This window comes from Geobacter sp., assembly GCA_009684525.1.
GTDB lineage: Bacteria > Desulfobacterota > Desulfuromonadia > Geobacterales > DSM-12255 > Geoanaerobacter.
Genome location: WKKR01000003.1, coordinates 62,829 through 79,135 on the forward strand (window position 1 = coordinate 62,829; position 16,307 = coordinate 79,135).

Here is a 16,307-nt window from a genome sequence, read left to right on the forward strand (position 1 = left end):
TCCCTGTCGTCTCGTGCAAAGTCAATTTATAAAGCGGATTAATTTCAGGGGGTTGGTTTTTCACCGGTAGGCTCACATATCGGTTTCGGGGGAGATATCTTGAGTTTGCGCCGCGGCACTGGGGGACGAACAGTGCCCGGGCAGGGACGGGACGTGCCAGCGGGTTCAATGCAGGCGAAAAGTGCAAAGGATACGGATATCTGGTTGACAGCCCCTGCTTCTTCGGGAGAAGATGACGGGTCAATGCAGAGAGGGGCACGGGATGTGTCCCGTACAACGATGGGGTGGTTGGGCATGGCCGAACCCCTGTCGACCGCCGGGAGAGAACATGATCAAGCGCCGGACAACCATCAACCGGATTTTCAAAATCTCAGGCATCGGCCTGCATACCGGGTGCGAGATAAATCTGGAGTTTCTCCCCAGGCGCGAGCCCGGGATCGCCTTCGTCAACAAGTCATGTGTCATTCCGGCGCGTTACGATAAGGTAGTGGATACCCGGCTGTCGACACAGATCGCCGGCGACTGTGCGTCTGTTGCTACCATCGAGCACCTGATGGCAGCCTTTTATTTTGCCGGGGTCACCAACTGCCTGGTCTACATCGACGGCCCTGAGGTGCCGATTCTCGATGGCTCGGCGTGGGAGTTCTATCACGAGATGTGGCGGGCCGGGATCTACGAATTCCCCGAGACCGGCGTCTACCTGAAGGTGTTGAAGCCGGTCGAGGTGCAGCACAACGACGCCTATGTCCGGATCAAACCGCTGAATACCCTGGATATCACCATGTCCATCGAATTCCGGGAGCCGGTCGGCAAGCACAAGAAACGGGTCATGGACGTTGAAAATGCCTTTTCCATCTTGAATTCACGTACCTTTGGTTTTATGGAGGAGTTCGAGGCGATCCAGAAGGCAGGGCTGGCAAAGGGGGCCTCGCTGGACAATGTGGTGGCGATCGGGGAGGACAGCATCGTCAACCCCCAGGGGCTTCGCTACAAGAAAGAGCTGGTGAACCACAAGATCCTCGATTTCATCGGTGACCTCTATACCAGCGGCTATCGCATCCTCGGCAAGGTCGAAGCGTCCAAGACCGGCCACTACCTGAACAATATGCTGCTGAAGGAGATTTTTTCCGATCCGGAAAACTACGTAATCTACTGAGCAGAGAGTTTTTTCGCGAGGGTTGATAACATGAGGCCCCGGAGGCGCAACTCCGGGGCCTGTTCTGTTTCGGAAGCGGCGCCGGGGAAGGGGGCGCGCAGGAGCCCCCTGGCTGCCGGTTTTGGGTTTACTGCAGCTGGGGGTGGGAAATGGTGCCGCGGATCGGGATCTGGTAGTGCCCCGGAGTGGTGAGGTATCTGGCGAGGAGGAGGAAGATGAACTTCTGCTGTTCCATGAACTCCGGCCTGGGCATCAGTTCCAGGGTCAGATTGAGGCTCCCCGCAGGTGCTGCGACCAGCGGGATGTCCCCTTTCAACCTGGCATAGAGCCCATCCCCTGCCAGGGTCACGCTTTCCATGATCAGGCGCCCCGCATTGATCCGGAGTGCCCCCTGGATGGTCTTGTAGGCCGCATCCGGCAGGGGCGTCCCGCTGATCTTCACCCCCCGCAGGTCCACATCCCGCACCTCAAACTGTAATGTCCCGCTCGCCTTGCCCCCTTTGCCCCGGATGTTCCCCCGCAGCCAGAGCTCTCCCTTGGCCCTGGCATCGGCAACCGTGGCAAAAAACGGGATATCTTCCAGGTGTACCCCCTGACCCGCCAGTTCGAGCCCGCCGGATCTGGTCAATTCCAGCTCACCCTTCAGGCTGCCCGCGCCGATGGCCGCGTCACCGGCAACAACGATCCGTCCGGCCAGGAGCGGAAGGATCCTGAGCCTGACCGTCGCGCGGTCCAGCTTCATCAGGTTCCCCCGTTCGTCGGCAATGGCAAGTCCGCGCGCATGGAGACCCAGGGGGAAGGCCTTGCCGAAATCGAGGGTGGTCAAGGTGAGGCCCTGTCGGGCGCAGGCTCGCACGGCAAGTCGCTGCACTTCGGAGGCGGGGATGAAGAGCAGGGTTGCCGTCAGAAAGACCAGGCCTCCTCCGCAGACGGCAAGGATAGTGATGAGCCAGCGGCGGGGTAACGGCTTCATTTCGTTGCTGCCGTCTTTTGCAGTGCCATGGTGAGGGTCAGGTCGAGCCGCGCAGGATCGTCGAACCGGCTCTTGAGCAGCACCTTTCTGATCGTTACAGGCCTGCTCCCCTGCTCGATCCGGTAGAGCAGGTTTATCGTCTCGTTGAGGGTCAGGCCGTCCATGCGCACTTCGGCGGCGTCTTCCAGGAAGGCGCCCCGTTCCTCGGCCTTGAGCGGCCTGATCTGCAGGCTTTTCCCCTTGATGCCGATCTCTTCGATGATGCGGGCGGGCGAATCGTCGGGTCTCACTGCAGCCAGGCGGTTCGTGATCTTCTGGGAGGCGGTTCGCGCTTCGCGGTAGCGCTGCTGCAGCACCAGGAGTTCGGCCACGGCAGCCTCGTTGCCGGCGCGTTTCTTCTCCAACCGCCTGACCTGGTCGTTTGCCAGCGAATAGAGAAGCGTCACGGCCAGTAGCAGGGCGCAGCCGATCCCGAAGCGGAGCCTGACGCGCGGGTCGAGTTCGCGGAACCATTCCATGAGGAGCTTGAGTCTCATCGGGTCGCCTCCTTCATGGTGCCGCGGAAGGCAAAGGATACCCCGCCGGTGGTTTTGGTTTTGATCTCGGAAACCTCCGGTGAGTCGAACAGGGCTGCTGCCCGGCCTTGCAGGGCGCTTGCGGCCTGAGCCGACCGCGCATCCCCCTTCAGGCGGACCTGGGTTCCATCCAGTTCCACCTCATAAAAGCCGGTGATCTCTTCCCCCTTGAGTTCGGCGAGGCTGCGCAGCGTCGGTAGGACCCTGGACGCGGCAGCCCCCCCGGTCAGGCGGCGGATTTCGGAGCGAACCTCTGACACGGCGTCCACCGGCTTCTGTCTGGTGGGGAAGATCTCCCGGTAGATCTTTCTGACGGATCCATCCAGGGATGCCACATCCTTGTGCAGCAGGTAATAGCGGACACCGACTTCGACAAAGAGCAGGATCACTAGGCTGACGGCCAGCAGCAGGGTGAGCCTGAGTCGTTGGCGGCTTTTCGCCTGGCCGGCGGTGTAGGCAAGGGGGCCGCTGCGGAAATTGACGCAATCGCCGCTTGTGCAGGCCTTGGCCACGGCATAGGTCCCTGCCAGGTCGAGGGCGGCGGCGCTGTCGTCGGCAAAGGTCTCGCGCAGTCCCGATGCCAAGGAGAGTGACGGCTCTGCAGTCGAACCGGCCCTGCCGTGGCGGATGATCTGCGAGATCCGGATATCCCGGCTCACCTCCAGTGCTGTCAGGGCCCTGGTCAGTTCCCGGTCGTCGCCGGCATCGGGCAGGGTCCGCGCCACAAGCGGTCCCGCGGTAGTACCGACCATCAGCCCCTGGCCGTCGGTTACTGCAACAGGGCCAACGGTATCGGTCGGGATAAGGTGGTGCCAGGCGAGCAGTCCGGCGGTGACGATCTCCGGTTCGAGCCCCAGGGGGGCCAGGCGTCCGAGCAGCTCGGCCACTTCGTGCCGGCGGCACCAGAGGGCCAGGGTTGTCCCTTCCCCGAGGGGAATGCCGTCGAAAACCAGTTCCTCTGCCTGGAGAGCGGTTTCCCCCCCCAGTTCCACCGGGAGGATCTCGCGGATCTTGCGCCGGTCGGAGATGGGGAGGGCAAGTTCGCGGGCATAGACCATTGCCGGGGGGAGAACGAGGATGATTTTCTGTTCCCCCTGCGGCGGATCGAACCCGTCGAGAAGGCCTGCCAGCGCACCGTCATCGGGCAGTGTGCGGCGGCTTCCCTGGAGGAAGGTCAGGGTGCCGCGCCGCCGTTGGAAGCGGGCGACGACGGCATCGGTTTCGTTCAGTTGTATGATCAGTAGGTTCATTGAAAACCTCGGGGAGTTTGTTCCGTTGTTGCGACACGGTTGAGCGGTGCGTACTCCCGCCAGTAGAGAAAGACCGGTTGGCCGCCACCCAGTCGCACTACCGCCTCGATGGCGCGGCTGACATCCTGTACACGACCTTCGGCTCTGATGCGGTAGACATTCCCCTTGACGGTGATCTTGTCAATAAGGCCGATGCCGATGGTCTCGAAACCCGGGACCGTGGTGAGATCCGCGGCGCTCTTGAACGGAGTGTCCCGCCGCCGTTCCATGATCCGCTTCGCCATCTGGTCGTTGATACGGTCGTCCAGCGCGGTGAGGACCTCCAGTGGCGCGGTGTTGATATTGATCGGCCCGGTCGGCGCAGCAGGGACGTCGGGATAGACGGTCACCAGATGCCGGAGCCTTTCCAGGGGCGTACCCGCAAATCCCCGCACCAGGGCAAGCTCCTCCACCGTTTCCAAGGGGGCATTCTTTGCGCTGTAGGGCGGCTTCAGGTTGCGGTAATAGACGTCTTCGCCGCCGCCGGGATGGGGTGTCTCATTCAGATCCACCCAGTCGGCCAGGGCATCGATCAGGTCCGGGCTCAAGTCCAGCTTGCGGAACAGCCGTGTGGCGACCTGCGCGGCATACATCCCCTCATATGCTCCATTGGGCGGCGACACGTAGTTGAGGTTGAGCTTGCCGGTCTCCTCCTCGATGACGATCTGCAACTCCCCCCGTTCGTCGCTTGCTGAGAGCGGTTGCGCCCACTGATCGGCCAGAGAGGTATAGGCCTGCGTGCTGCGGTTCAGTTGCAGCAGCTTGATGCCGCCCGTAATCCCCGATTCCGCCAGGAGGCTTGCTTGCTGGCCTGCCACGAAGTTATGGCGGGCCGAGGTGTCGACAAAGACCTCGGTAGTGAACTCGACGGTCATGGCGACCAGGAGGGCCGTGATCAGCAGGGTGATTACCAGGGCAAAGCCCCGCTCGTTGTTCATGACCCTGCGATCCGTATGGTCGCCAGGGTCGTATACCCTACGGTGCGGCCGTTCTCGTGAAGCTGCAGGGTTACACGGACCGCCTTCGGCATGGTGCCGTTGATCCCGGTATCCCAGCTCCGAACCCATTTCGAACCGTCGGCAGAACACTCGACCAAAAAACCTTCAATATTCTCCATCTGTGGGTAGTTGAGCGGTTCTTCGTCCAACTGGACCCCCTGGGAGGACCGGGCAAGGGTCAGATGCTCTCCCTTTGCCACCACGCTGTAGGTGACCGCCACCTGGTCTGAAACCGGCATGCCCGGAGGAGCCGGTGGTGCCATGGTGGCAAAGGCAAGGCGGGAGGCCGGTTTGCCGAAATGATCGCGGTCTTCCACCACGAAACGGAGATGCTGGTTATTGCTGCGAAACCATGCCCCGTTCAGTTCCCGGCGCAGGGAATCCAGGGTTTCCCGTAGCGCCCGGCGCTCCTCCATCCCCGCGATGGTGGATTCCTTTCCCGCGAACAGGGTGAAATAGGTACCGTATACGGCGGTTGCTATGATGGCAAGCAGCGCCAGAGCGACCAGTACCTCCAGCAGGGTGAATCCTGCCACGCTCCTTGCCGTTCCGGAGAACGGTTTCCGCGACGGCTGTCCGGAACGGGTCATTGCTTTTCCCGGTACTTGGTCAGTATCAGCCGCTGCTGTTCCCGGTTCCACGAGACCGTCAGGTTGAGCTGCTCGATACCTGGCCACTGGGTAGATTCGGTGGCCAGTTTCCAGCTGATCTCCGGCCAGTCGGGGGTAAAGGTGCCGGTTCCCGTTTTCTCGCCGCGCAGGACGGCATCGTCAATCCTGGCACGGGCCAGAACCATGGCGACGGTCTCTTCCCGGTCGCGGGTTGCGATGCCCAGGTGATATCCGAAGGAGGAGATAACCGTCATCAGGACCCCGGCAATGATCGCCAGCGCCACCATGACCTCCAGCAGGGTGAATCCTCTCACAGGTTAGCCTCCAGATATCCCTCCCCAACCGTTACCCGACCGCCGTAGGAGAGGGCAACCACCGTCATCTGCCCGCCGTTGCCTCCGCGCAGGTGAATGGTGGCGACTTCGGCAAGCCCGGCAGGCCCGATGTCCATGGTGACCACGCCGCTGGAGACGGTGCCGAGCCTGGGGGTCTGGACATCAGTGATGGTGACCCCCTCGCGAAGGATGGGGCCGGAGAAGAACGGGTCGCGCGGGTCGCTTTCCGTTCCGTCGGAGGAGACGACGGCTACCCGTATCTCGCCGGTGCCGGGGGTGAGGCGGAGCCGGTAGAGCTGCCGGGTGGTCGCGACCTGATCCTGAAGGTAGCGCAGGGTGGTTGCCAGTGCCCGTGCCGAGCCTTTCAGGGCTGTGCCCTGGCTGTCGGGGAGGCGCGGAATGACTAGGAGCGTCACCAGTGCCAGGATCGCCAGCACCACTACCAGTTCGATCAGAGTGAAACCGTGCGCTGCCAACAGGGGTCGATCCTTGGGCATCGGCAGCCGAAGAGCCCATTGGCGCTTCATCGAGAGCTGCGGAGCATGCACGGTGTCTCCCCTCCCGTCACCGTTGCCTCACTGCTGCAGATTCCAGTTGCAGATGTCCGCACTCGTTCCTTCTCCACCCTTGACACCGTCCGAACCTTGGGAGCAGAGGTCGTAGTCGCCATGCTCACCGGGGGAGAGATAGATGTACTCGTTGCCCCAGGGGTCCTTGGGGACGTTCTTGCTCTCCAGGTACCCCCCTTCCTTGAAGTTCTTGGGGATGACGCCGGTGGTCGGCTTGGTGATGAGGGCCTGCAGACCCTGCTCGGTGGCGGGATAGGCACCGTTGTCCATCTTGTACAGCTTGAGAGCGGTTTCCAGGTTCTTCACCTGGACCTTGGCATCGGTTATCTTGGCATCGTCGGTCCGGCCGATGATCTTGGGGCCGACAATGGCCGCCAGCAGGGCGAGGATGACGATAACCACCATGATCTCGATGAGGGTGAAGCCGCGATTGTCGTGCAACGTATGGTTCATAAGGGCCTCCATGAAGATTCAGTCAATAAGCGATTCCTGTTCCGGGTCTGCTGTTATTTGATCAGTTGATTCATCTGGAATATGGGGAGCAGCACTGCCATCACCACGGTCCCGACGGCCAGGCCCATCCCGAGAACCAGCAACGGTTCCAGCAGTGCCATGCCACGGGTAACGGCGGTCTCGAACTCCTTCTCAAAGGCGGCGCCGGCCCTGATCAGCATCTGCTCCAGTTCGCCCCCCCGTTCGCCGACGGCGATCATATGGATCAGGAGCGGCGGGAAGAGGGGGCTCCTGCCGAGACTGGCGGAGAGCCGGCCCCCCTCGATGATCTCGGCCTTGACCTGGTTGAGCACGCTGCGGTAGGTGCGGTTGGCCACGACCTCGGCGGCGATCTCCAGTGCCCGTATCATCGGGACCCCGCTGACGAGCAGCAGTCCCAGCGCCCTGCCCAGGCGTGCCAGGGCCAGTTTCTGAACCAGCGGCCCGGCCAGGGGGAGCCTGAGCACCATGCGGTCGCGCCACTCTTGGACATCGGGGCGGTGGCGGAGCCGGTCATAGAGCAGTGCCAGGCCGCAGGCGACAATGACCACCAGCCACCACCACTGCTGGAAAAAGTGGCTGACTGCCATGAGGGCGACGGTGATCAGGGGGAGCGCCGCCCGGTTCTGCTCGAAAACGACCACGATCTTGGGGATGACGAAGGCGAGCAGGAACAGCATGACCCCGCCACCCACCACCATCATCAGGATCGGATAGGCCAGGGCTGTGGAAACCTTGCTCCGGATGGCCGCCTGATCTTCCAGGAATTCGGCGAGCCTTTCCAGGACCGATTCCAGGGCGCCGCTTGCTTCCCCGGCAGCAACCATTGCCACGTAACTGTCGTTGAAGACATGGGGCTCGGCAGCAAAGGCCCTTGCCAGGGGTATCCCTTCCCGGAGCCGCTCCCTGACCCTGCCGAGGATGTTTTTCAATTCACCGGGACGCTCCTGCTCCTGCAAGGCGCTGACCGCCTCGAAGACCGGCACAGACGAGCCGAGCAGGGTGGCAAGCCTGCGGGTTGCCAGGGCCTGTTCCGGCAGGGATACGCCGCGGCGCAGCCGCCAGCCGCGAACCTCTCCCGTCCCGGTTCCAAGGGGCGAGATATCCTTGGCAAAGAGCCCCTCCTTTTTCAGGCGCATCTGCGCGTCGCGCAGGCTTTCGGCTTCGATGGTGCCGCTGACCTCCGCTCCGGCGGCCTTGTATGCGCTATAGCGGAAGGTCGGCATAATCGTCCTGGGTCACCCTGAGCACTTCCTCGATGGTGGTGATCCCCGCAGCGACCTTGGCAAGGCCGTCGTCGCGCAGGGTCTGCATGCTGCGGGAGATGGCGTACTCCTTGATCAGTCCGGCGGGTTTGCGCTGCATGATCATGCTGCAGATCTCGCTGTCGATCAGGAGCATCTCGTAGATGCCGATCCGGCCGATGGAGCCGAGGTTGAAGCACTTGTCGCAGCCACGCCCGCGGTAGAGGGTCGGCGGGAGGGTGATGCCGGGATACTCCCGGTCGGGCGCATATTCTTCGCGACAGTGTGGGCAGATGACCCGGACCAGACGCTGGGCAATGACCGCCGAAAGGGTGGAGGCGACCATGAACGGCTCGATCCCCATGTCGATGAGCCGCGTTACCGCACTGGCTGCGTCGTTGGTGTGGAGGGTCGACAGTACCAGGTGGCCGGTGAGGCTCGCCTGCATGGCGATCTCGGCGGTCTCCGCGTCGCGGATCTCCCCCACCATGATGATGTCCGGGTCCTGGCGGAGGATGGAGCGCAGACCGTTGGCAAAGGTCAGGTCGATCCTGGCGTTGACCTGGATCTGCCCCACCCCCTTCAACTGGTATTCGATCGGGTCTTCGATGGTGATGATGTTTTTCTCCGGCGAGTTGAGCCGGGAGAGTGCCGCATAGAGAGTGGTGGTCTTGCCGCTGCCTGTCGGGCCGGTGACGAGGATGATGCCGTTGGAGCGCGACAGAAGCCGCTCCATGAGCGCGACCTGGCCGGGTGCCAGCCCGATGTTGGCCAGCGAGATGACCCCCTTCTGCTTGTCCAGAAGTCGCAGGACGACCCGCTCGCCGAAAAAGGTCGGGATGATGGAGACGCGGATGTCCACGTCGCGACCGGCCACGATGACCCGGAGACGGCCGTCCTGGGGGAGCCGCTTTTCCGCGATGTTCAGCCCGGCCATGATCTTGACCCGGGAGGTCAGGGCATCCTGCACCACCTTGGGGGGGGTCAGCATCCGGTAGAGGATGCCGTCGATCCGGAAGCGTACCTCCAGCTCCTGCTCGAACGGTTCGATGTGGATATCGCTGGCCCGCTCCTTGACCGCCTGGAAGAGGATGGAGTTGAGCAGGCGGATCACCGGCGCCTCGTCGGCCAGCTCCATCAGGTCGCGGGGCCGGGAAAGCTCGGTGGCGATGGTGGAGAGATCTTCTCCTTCCAGTTCCTCCACCACGTCCTGGGCCGATCCGGCCAGGCGGGAATAGTGACGGTTGATGGCGTCGAGCACCTGCGGGCGCGGCACTACCACCCCCTGGGGCGGTGAGCCATAGAGCCCGCGCAGTTCGTCCAGTGCCAGGAGGTCGGTGGGGTCGCCCATGGCAACCAGCAACCTGCCATCAACAAGGTGCAGGGGGAGGACCTGACGGTTGCGGGCGAATGCGAGTGGCAGCTTGTGCAAAAGCACCGTATCCACCTGGGAATCGTCGATCTCTTCCTGGAACGGCAGATCCAGTCGGGCTGCCAATGCTGCTGGGTCGAGAGTTACGGTCATGGCGTGCGGTTCAGCTCATTCCGGATATTCACCGGTTCGGTCCGTTCGGTGGCCTGGCCGAAACGCTCCTTCTGTTGCTGGGAGATGTCGGCCAGATCGGCGGCGTCCCGGACGATCCGGGGGGTGAGGAGGATCATCAGGTTGGTCTTGGTGCGCGAGACCTTCTTGTATTTGAACAGCCAGCCCAGAAACGGGATGTCACCCAGAAGCGGGACCTTGTTGATGGTTTCCTGGTCCTGGTCCTGGATCAGGCCGCCGATCGCCACGGTATCCTTGTCTTTCACCACCACCGAGGTCTTGGCGGAACGCTTGGTCGTTACCAGGTCGGTGGCCTGCCCCTTGCTGTCCTTGACCGCGGAGATCTCCTGGTAGATGTCGAGCTTGACATATTCCCCTTCGCTGATCTGAGGGGTCAGCTTGAGGGTGATGCCGGTGTCCTTCCGTTCCACCGACTGCTGGGAGAGTCCGGTGGAGGAGAGGTTGGTGGCGGTTACGAACGGCACGTTCTCGCCGACGAAGATCTCAGCTTCCTTGTTGTCCGAGGTCAGGATGTTGGGGGTGGAGAGGACGTTGACGGCGCCGTTCGTGTCCAGGGCCTTGAGCACCGCGGCAAAGTTCGCTGGAGTCCCCAGGCTCGGGATGGTGATGAGGTTGCTGGTTCCCGAGGTCGTCAGGGTGGAAAGGATGGTCGAGATGGCCCCCTGCGGGTCGTATTGGCCGACAACGGTGGCGTATTTCCCGTCCGACGCGGCACCGAGCATCCCCCACTGGAGCCCGAGTTCATGCAGCTTGTCCAGAGAGACTTCGGCGATGATCGCCTGGACAAAGACCTGGCGCCGCCGTCGGTCGATCTTCTGGATGACCTGGAGCAGGTTCTGGTAGTCCGTGGGTGAAGCCATGATGACTAGGGCATTGGTCGACTTGTCCGCGGTGATGGAGATCTTCCCCCCTTCAAAGGGGGACTGCTGCGTTGCGGCGGCAGTCTGTGCCTGACCTGCGGCCGGTGTGGCAGTGGAGCCTTTCACCACACCCTCCAGCAGCTTGGCGACCTCGGTGGCATCGGCATTCTCCAGGTAGTAGACATTCACCTTGCTGCTGGTACTGGGGGGGGCCACGTCGACGAGTGCCACCAGCCGCTTCACGTCTTCTTTCATGGCATCGGAGCCGAACACCATCAGGGCGTTCAGCCGGGTGTCGGCAACGACCGTGGTACTGCCGGACGTGGCTTGCATCCCGCCGGGTTTTGTCCCTTTGTCCTTGCTCCCGAGCCATTCGCGGACCACGTTGGCAACGCTCTCTGCCGAGGCGTTTTTCAGGAAGACCAGTTCGAGCCCTTCGCGGCGTTGCTCGGTATCGATCGCCTGCACGATATCGAGGAGCTTCTGGATATTGAGTGCCGCATCGACCACAAGGAGGAGGTTGCCGGGGCCGAAGACGGCAATGCTGCCATCCTTGGAGACCATCGGTTGCAGAAACGCCATTGCCTCGCTGGCGGAGATATGTTGCAGGGAGATGACCCTGGCAACGTAGGAATCGTTCACCGGCAGGCGGTCACCCTCTTCGAAGATCCTGGTGCCGCTCTGCTTGGCGACTGACGTGGGAACGACTTTGTAAACCTTTCCGGAGGGGACAATCGTGAAGCCTTTCAGCTCCAGAACCGACGTGAAGACGTTGAAGGCGTCTTCGGTGGAGAGTTTGGTCGGAGAATAGACCGATATCTTCCCCTTCACCCGTTCGTCCATGATGAAGTTGCGCCCGGTGAGGTCGCTGATGAACTTCACCATGGTGGCGATATCCACGTCGTTGAAGTTGAGTACCACCCCCTTGGCCAGTGCCTGGACCGGCAGGCAGAGGAGGGTAATGGCGATGATGATCCGGGCTATGCGTATCTTCAAGAGAGTCCTCCTCTATCGGCTAGCAGGTTGTTGAAAACCAGCCATCTCGCCGCCGTCCTCGAAAAGCCGCCTTGTGCGGCGTAGCGTGGCTCAAGCCTCCGCGGGGCTTTCTGCGGATGCGACGACCTGACCGTTTTTGAACAACCTGAGGTTTTCGACAACCCTTTAGATGCCGTCGTTAAGCGATCCCCGGTTTGCCGTTCGTGGGCATCTCCTCGGACAGCCATGTCTGTCAGCCTCGCGCTAGCGTATGTCATAACTGAATGTTGCCGGCTGGCCATCGCGGATCAGGTCGAGCTTGATCCTGGTCTGTCCCTTCAGGGATGCCAGCGACTGGATGGCCTTTTCCGGGGAGTCGATGGCAAAGTCGTTGAGTCGGAGCAGAACGTCGCCGTTCTTGATCCCGATCATGGCGAAGATGCCGGAAGGGCGGACCTCCGAGACCTTGAATCCTTCAACCTTCCCCTCTTTGGAGCTGGGGAGCAGGCGGGCGTCGGTCATGGCCTGGCCGATATTGTCGAGTGCGGCGTTGAGGGCGCGCTGGTCGATGATGTAACTCCCGGAGGAGACCTGGGTTGCCAGGCCGGTCTGAGATGGGGGAATCGTGGATGGCGGCGAAGCGCCGGCTGCGCCCATGGGGGCTGTAGGAGAGAATATCCTGATCGGCCGTCCGGCGACCACGATGTCGGCAAAATCCTTGTGGACCGCCACCAACCGGCCGCCGGTGAATACCGTGTCTCCCAGGCGGAAGACGCGCTCTTCCTTGGTGCTCGTTTTCTGGATCAGGGCAAACGTCTCCCGGAACGAGCCGACAGCCGTACCGAGCAGGAGCAGGTCTCCCTGGTTGACCGTGGAGGTTGTCCCCTGCTGCTGCGCGGCAACGATGGGGGTCAGTTTTCCCCTGGTGGCGGGGCCGAACAGCCCCAGTTCCAGGATCGGTGCAAAGGAGGCGAGCCCCTCCACATTTGTAGTAGCCACGGCCGAAGACGTACGTGCCGTTGAGGAAACGGGAAAGGTCTTGGCGAGCCGGGAGGAGAACAGGTCGGCGGTAATCATGGCCAGGGCCATTATGATGAAAAGCGCCAGGCTGCTGTTGACCGGCGTTATCCATTTATCCATGGGAAAACCCTTTGCATGATGGAGAAACTGCCGAATAATAATGAATTTAGGGGTCGTATGCAAGGGAAAAGAGGGGCAGGGCGGGCTGCTGCGCCGGCATCCGGCCAATAAGCCGCCTCTGCCAGAACGGAGTTGATGCAATCCGGGTGCTGTGGTATTATCCCGGCATTTTGGGGGTGGGAGAGCAGCGTATGCAGCCGATCCTGGTGATTGCGTCGGTGGCTCAGGAGCTTGCGCTTCTGGTTCGCTCACTGCAGGGTAAGAGCGAACAGGGAGCGGGTTTTCCCGAGCTCTTCAGCGGAAAGATCCGGGGCCGGGATGTCCTGGTTGCAGCTACCGGCATTGGCAAGATCAATACGGCCATGGGATTGACCTCCCTCATTTTGCAGTGCAGTCCCCGGCTGATCATCAATACCGGCTGTGCCGGCGCCTATCCGGAAAGTGGGCTCGAAGTCGGGGAGCTGGCGCTGGCCAGCAGCGAGGTCTTGGGCGACGAGGGGGTTGCGACACCCTCGGGGTGGGAATCGCTGGAATATATCGGTATCCCCTCCCTGGAGCGCAAAGAGACCCGATATTTCAACGAATTTCCGCTCACCTTTGCCCCGACCGAGCGGGCGATGCAGCTTGCCTCGGCCCTGGATCTCCCCTTGCGTCGGGGGCGCTTCGTGACCGTCTCCACCTGTAGTGGGACTTCCCAGCGTGGGCGCGAGCTCTATGCCCGTTTCAGCGGTCTCTGCGAAAACATGGAGGGCGCTGCTGCCGCTCAGGTCGCCCTTCAGTATGGTATCGACTGTCTGGAACTCCGTGGCATCAGCAATTTGGTCGAGGACCGCGATCTTTCGCGATGGGATCTGTCCCTTGCCATGGAGCAGGCACAGCGCTTCATTCTCAGGTATCTGGAGCATTATTGATCATGGGCTGCCACCAGCACGCCACAACCCTTACCCTGGGCTATTCGCCCTGTCCTAATGATACCCATATCTTCCACGCCCTGGTGCATGGACTGATTCAGACTCCCTTTCTGCTGCAGGAGCGGCTGGAGGACGTGGAAACCCTGAACCGGCTGGTGCTGGCGGGCGAGCTGGATATGAGCAAGGTCTCCTATCACCTGTTCGGGCATGTGCGCGATGCCTATTGCCTCCTCCGTGCTGGAGGCGCGCTCGGCAGGGGGTGCGGTCCGCTCCTCGTGGCCGCGAACCGGGTTTCTCTCGCGGAGCTGCGCAACAAGCCGATTGCCGTGCCGGGGGAGTTCACCACGGCATGCCTTCTGCTCAGGCTGTTTGATCCCGGATTGTCCCGGCTCGTGTTTATGCCGTTCCACCGGATCATGGAGAGCGTGAGCCGGGGCGAGGTGGCTGCCGGCGTGATCATCCATGAGTCGCGGTTTACCTTTGAAGGGCTGGGATTGGTGAAGCTTTTGGACCTGGGGGAGTGGTGGGAAGAGACCACCGGCGCTCCCATCCCCCTTGGCGGGATCGTTGCCAGGCGTTCGCTGGGAAGAGAGGCCATTGCTGCCCTGGATCGGGGGCTTGCTGCCAGCGTGGCCCATGCCAGGGCCAACCCTGCGGCCAGCCTCGATTACATCCGTCATCATGCCCAGGAGCTTTCCGACGAGGTCTGTGCTGCCCACATCAACCTCTATGTCAACGAGTTCTCGCTGGACCTGGGGGAAGAGGGAGTGCGGGCCGTGGAGGTCCTCCTGGAAAGGGCTGCCGCTGCCGGGGTCATCCCCCGGAGTTCCCGCGGGATATTTGCCGACTGATACGAACCGGGCTGTCGCAAAGGAGCACATGGAAGAGCGCGTAATCAAAGTGCTGTTGATCGACGACGATGAGGACGATTACGTCATAACTCGTGAATTCCTTGCTGCCAGCAGGTGGGGGTCATTCGAGCTCGAGTGGGTGTCGGGATTCGAGGTGGGGCGTGAAACCATGCTCCGCAAAAGCCACGATATCTACCTCCTCGATTACAACCTTCGCGGACGGAACGGGATCGAGCTGATCAAGGAGGCAAAGGGCGCGGGATGCCAGGCCCCGATCATCGTTCTGACCGGGATCAACAACCGGGAGATCGACCTGGAGGCGATGCAGTCGGGTGCGGTGGATTTCCTGCTCAAGGGAGAGCTGAACGCAGCGCTCCTGGAACGCTCCTTGCGCTATGCCCTGCAGAGAAACAGGACCGAAGAGGCTTTGCGCAAGAGTGCCGAGGGTCTGGCCAAGGCGCAGATGATCGCCCATGTGGGGAACTGGGAGTGGAATATCCTTACTAACGAGATGACCTGGTCCGATGAGATCTACCGGATTTTCGGGCTCTATCCGCAGGCGTTTCCCGCCTCCTACGAGGCTTTTCTCCGCATTGTCCACCCCGACGACCGGAGCCTGGTCAACCTCAAGATCAACCAGGCTCTCTATGACCGCCAGGCGTACAGCTTCGAACATCGCCTGATCATCCCGTCGGGGGGCGAACGGATCGTGCACCAGCAGGGAGAGGTCACCTTTGCCGAAGACGGCAGGCCTGTCTGGATGGTCGGCACGGTGCAGGATATCACCGAGCGACGCAGTTCCGAGGATGCGCTCCGTCTCATGGAGGAGAAGTATTCCAAGGCATTCCATTCGAGCCCGGACTGGGTGGTGATGACGCGGGTTGCCGATGGGCGCTACATAGAGGTGAACGACGCGTTTCTGGGCATTACCGGTTACCGGCGCGAGGATGTCATCGGCAAGACCTCCATTGAACTGGGGATCTGGTTCGACCCTCGCGACAGGGTCAGGATGCTCAAGCTGCTCGACGAGTACGGCAAGGTCCGCAATCTCGAAACCAGGTTCCGCATCAGGTCGGGGGAGACACGCACCATGCTCTGGTCGGCAGAGGTGATCGAATTCAACGGCGAGGCCTACCTCATCGCGGTTTCCAGGGATGTCACCGAACAGCGACAGCTGGAAAAGGAGCTTTTGGACAGCCAGAAGGAACTGATCAAGAAGCACCACGAGTTGACCCTGCTCTTCAACCAGGTGGAGACCGTCAAGAAAGAGTGGGAAATGACCATGGACCATGTGGGAGACATGGTCATCCTGGCGGATAGCGAAGGAAAGATCAAGCGGTGCAACCGGGCGTTCCAGGATTTCGTCAGGCTCCCCTACAGCGAGATCCTCGGCGCCGACTGGGTCGAGCTGCTCCATCAGTATGACCTGATCACCGGTATGATCTATCTCCAGAGCATGGAACTCTATCACGAGCCGTCCGACCGCTGGTACGTCCTCAACCCCTATCCCTTTCAGGATGAAAAGATGCAGGAGCTTTCCGGAACGGTCATCACCATCCACGACACCACCGAACTCAAGCAGGTTTCAGCGCAGCTCGAACAGGCCGTCCGTGAGCTGGAGGCATCGGGATGCAACACCTTTCCCAGCCGGAAGTAGACGAACCCACTGCAAGACCCTGGTAGTGCCTGCCCCATAAAAATCGTTGTATTACAATATGATACGCTAAAAATACGGGATTTTGCCTTGACCCTCGGGATGAGGGT

The 16,307-nt window shown here is 61.6% G+C and carries 16 protein-coding genes; 4 read left to right on the forward strand and 12 right to left on the reverse strand.

The window, feature by feature from the left end; genetic code table 11:
- Window positions 1-328: 328 nt before the first annotated feature.
- Window positions 329-1,156, forward strand: coding sequence for a UDP-3-O-acyl-N-acetylglucosamine deacetylase (locus GJT30_11260; GenBank protein ID MSM40185.1), 828 nt, complete (start codon window positions 329-331; stop codon window positions 1,154-1,156).
- A gap of 127 nt (window positions 1,157-1,283) precedes the next feature.
- Here the strand turns inward: GJT30_11260 and gspN are convergent, their stop codons facing one another.
- The 12 genes from gspN to GJT30_11320 all read right to left on the reverse strand — a co-directional run bounded on the left by gspN (window position 1,284) and on the right by GJT30_11320 (window position 12,781).
- Window positions 1,284-2,129, reverse strand: a complete 846-nt coding sequence (gene gspN / locus GJT30_11265) for a type II secretion system protein GspN (protein ID MSM40186.1) — start codon at window positions 2,127-2,129, stop codon at window positions 1,284-1,286.
- The gene (locus tag GJT30_11270) at window positions 2,126-2,665 is read right to left on the reverse strand and encodes a general secretion pathway protein GspM (protein MSM40187.1); all 540 of its coding nucleotides are present in this window, start codon (window positions 2,663-2,665) and stop codon (window positions 2,126-2,128) included. The genes gspN and GJT30_11270 overlap by 4 nt, the downstream gene beginning before the upstream one ends.
- Window positions 2,662-3,954: a general secretion pathway protein GspL gene (locus GJT30_11275; GenBank protein MSM40188.1), complete on the reverse strand. Its 1,293-nt coding sequence runs from the start codon at window positions 3,952-3,954 to the stop codon at window positions 2,662-2,664. Before GJT30_11275 ends, GJT30_11270 begins: the two co-directional genes overlap by 4 nt.
- Window positions 3,951-4,931, reverse strand: a complete 981-nt coding sequence (locus GJT30_11280) for a general secretion pathway protein GspK (GenBank protein MSM40189.1) — start codon at window positions 4,929-4,931, stop codon at window positions 3,951-3,953. The genes GJT30_11275 and GJT30_11280 overlap by 4 nt, the downstream gene beginning before the upstream one ends.
- On the reverse strand, window positions 4,928-5,581 hold the full coding sequence (locus GJT30_11285; GenBank protein ID MSM40190.1) for a prepilin-type N-terminal cleavage/methylation domain-containing protein: 654 nt from the start codon (window positions 5,579-5,581) through the stop codon (window positions 4,928-4,930). Before GJT30_11285 ends, GJT30_11280 begins: the two co-directional genes overlap by 4 nt.
- Window positions 5,578-5,916, reverse strand: a complete 339-nt coding sequence (gspI, locus tag GJT30_11290; GenBank protein MSM40191.1) for a type II secretion system protein GspI — start codon at window positions 5,914-5,916, stop codon at window positions 5,578-5,580. Before gspI ends, GJT30_11285 begins: the two co-directional genes overlap by 4 nt.
- Entirely contained in the window at window positions 5,913-6,485 is a 573-nt protein-coding gene (locus GJT30_11295) for a prepilin-type N-terminal cleavage/methylation domain-containing protein (protein MSM40192.1), read from the reverse strand. Before GJT30_11295 ends, gspI begins: the two co-directional genes overlap by 4 nt.
- 27 nt (window positions 6,486-6,512) lie before the next feature.
- Window positions 6,513-6,959, reverse strand: coding sequence for a type II secretion system protein GspG (gene gspG / locus GJT30_11300; GenBank protein MSM40193.1), 447 nt, complete (start codon window positions 6,957-6,959; stop codon window positions 6,513-6,515).
- Between the two features lie 53 nt (window positions 6,960-7,012).
- The gene (gene gspF / locus GJT30_11305) at window positions 7,013-8,224 is read right to left on the reverse strand and encodes a type II secretion system protein GspF (GenBank protein ID MSM40194.1); all 1,212 of its coding nucleotides are present in this window, start codon (window positions 8,222-8,224) and stop codon (window positions 7,013-7,015) included.
- A complete protein-coding gene (gspE, locus tag GJT30_11310) occupies window positions 8,205-9,767 on the reverse strand; it encodes a type II secretion system protein GspE (GenBank protein ID MSM40195.1) in 1,563 nt (520 codons plus the stop codon). The genes gspF and gspE overlap by 20 nt, the downstream gene beginning before the upstream one ends.
- A complete protein-coding gene (gene gspD / locus GJT30_11315; protein MSM40196.1) occupies window positions 9,764-11,662 on the reverse strand; it encodes a type II secretion system protein GspD in 1,899 nt (632 codons plus the stop codon). The genes gspE and gspD overlap by 4 nt, the downstream gene beginning before the upstream one ends.
- A 243-nt stretch (window positions 11,663-11,905) precedes the next feature.
- Window positions 11,906-12,781, reverse strand: a complete 876-nt coding sequence (locus GJT30_11320; protein MSM40197.1) for a PDZ domain-containing protein — start codon at window positions 12,779-12,781, stop codon at window positions 11,906-11,908.
- Window positions 12,782-12,972: 191 nt separating this feature from the next.
- On the opposite strand from GJT30_11320, the gene mqnB reads away from it, so the two are divergent.
- The 3 genes from mqnB to GJT30_11335 are packed head-to-tail and all read left to right on the forward strand — an operon-like array spanning window position 12,973 to window position 16,200.
- A complete protein-coding gene (gene mqnB / locus GJT30_11325) occupies window positions 12,973-13,692 on the forward strand; it encodes a futalosine hydrolase (GenBank protein MSM40198.1) in 720 nt (239 codons plus the stop codon).
- A gap of 2 nt (window positions 13,693-13,694) precedes the next feature.
- Window positions 13,695-14,543 (forward strand): 1,4-dihydroxy-6-naphthoate synthase, encoded by an 849-nt coding sequence (locus tag GJT30_11330; protein ID MSM40199.1) that lies wholly within the window; start codon window positions 13,695-13,697, stop codon window positions 14,541-14,543.
- Complete coding sequence (locus GJT30_11335) at window positions 14,422-16,200, forward strand: PAS domain S-box protein (protein ID MSM40200.1); 1,779 nt, start codon at window positions 14,422-14,424, stop codon at window positions 16,198-16,200. The genes GJT30_11330 and GJT30_11335 overlap by 122 nt, the downstream gene beginning before the upstream one ends.
- The last annotated feature ends 107 nt before the right edge of the window (window positions 16,201-16,307 follow it).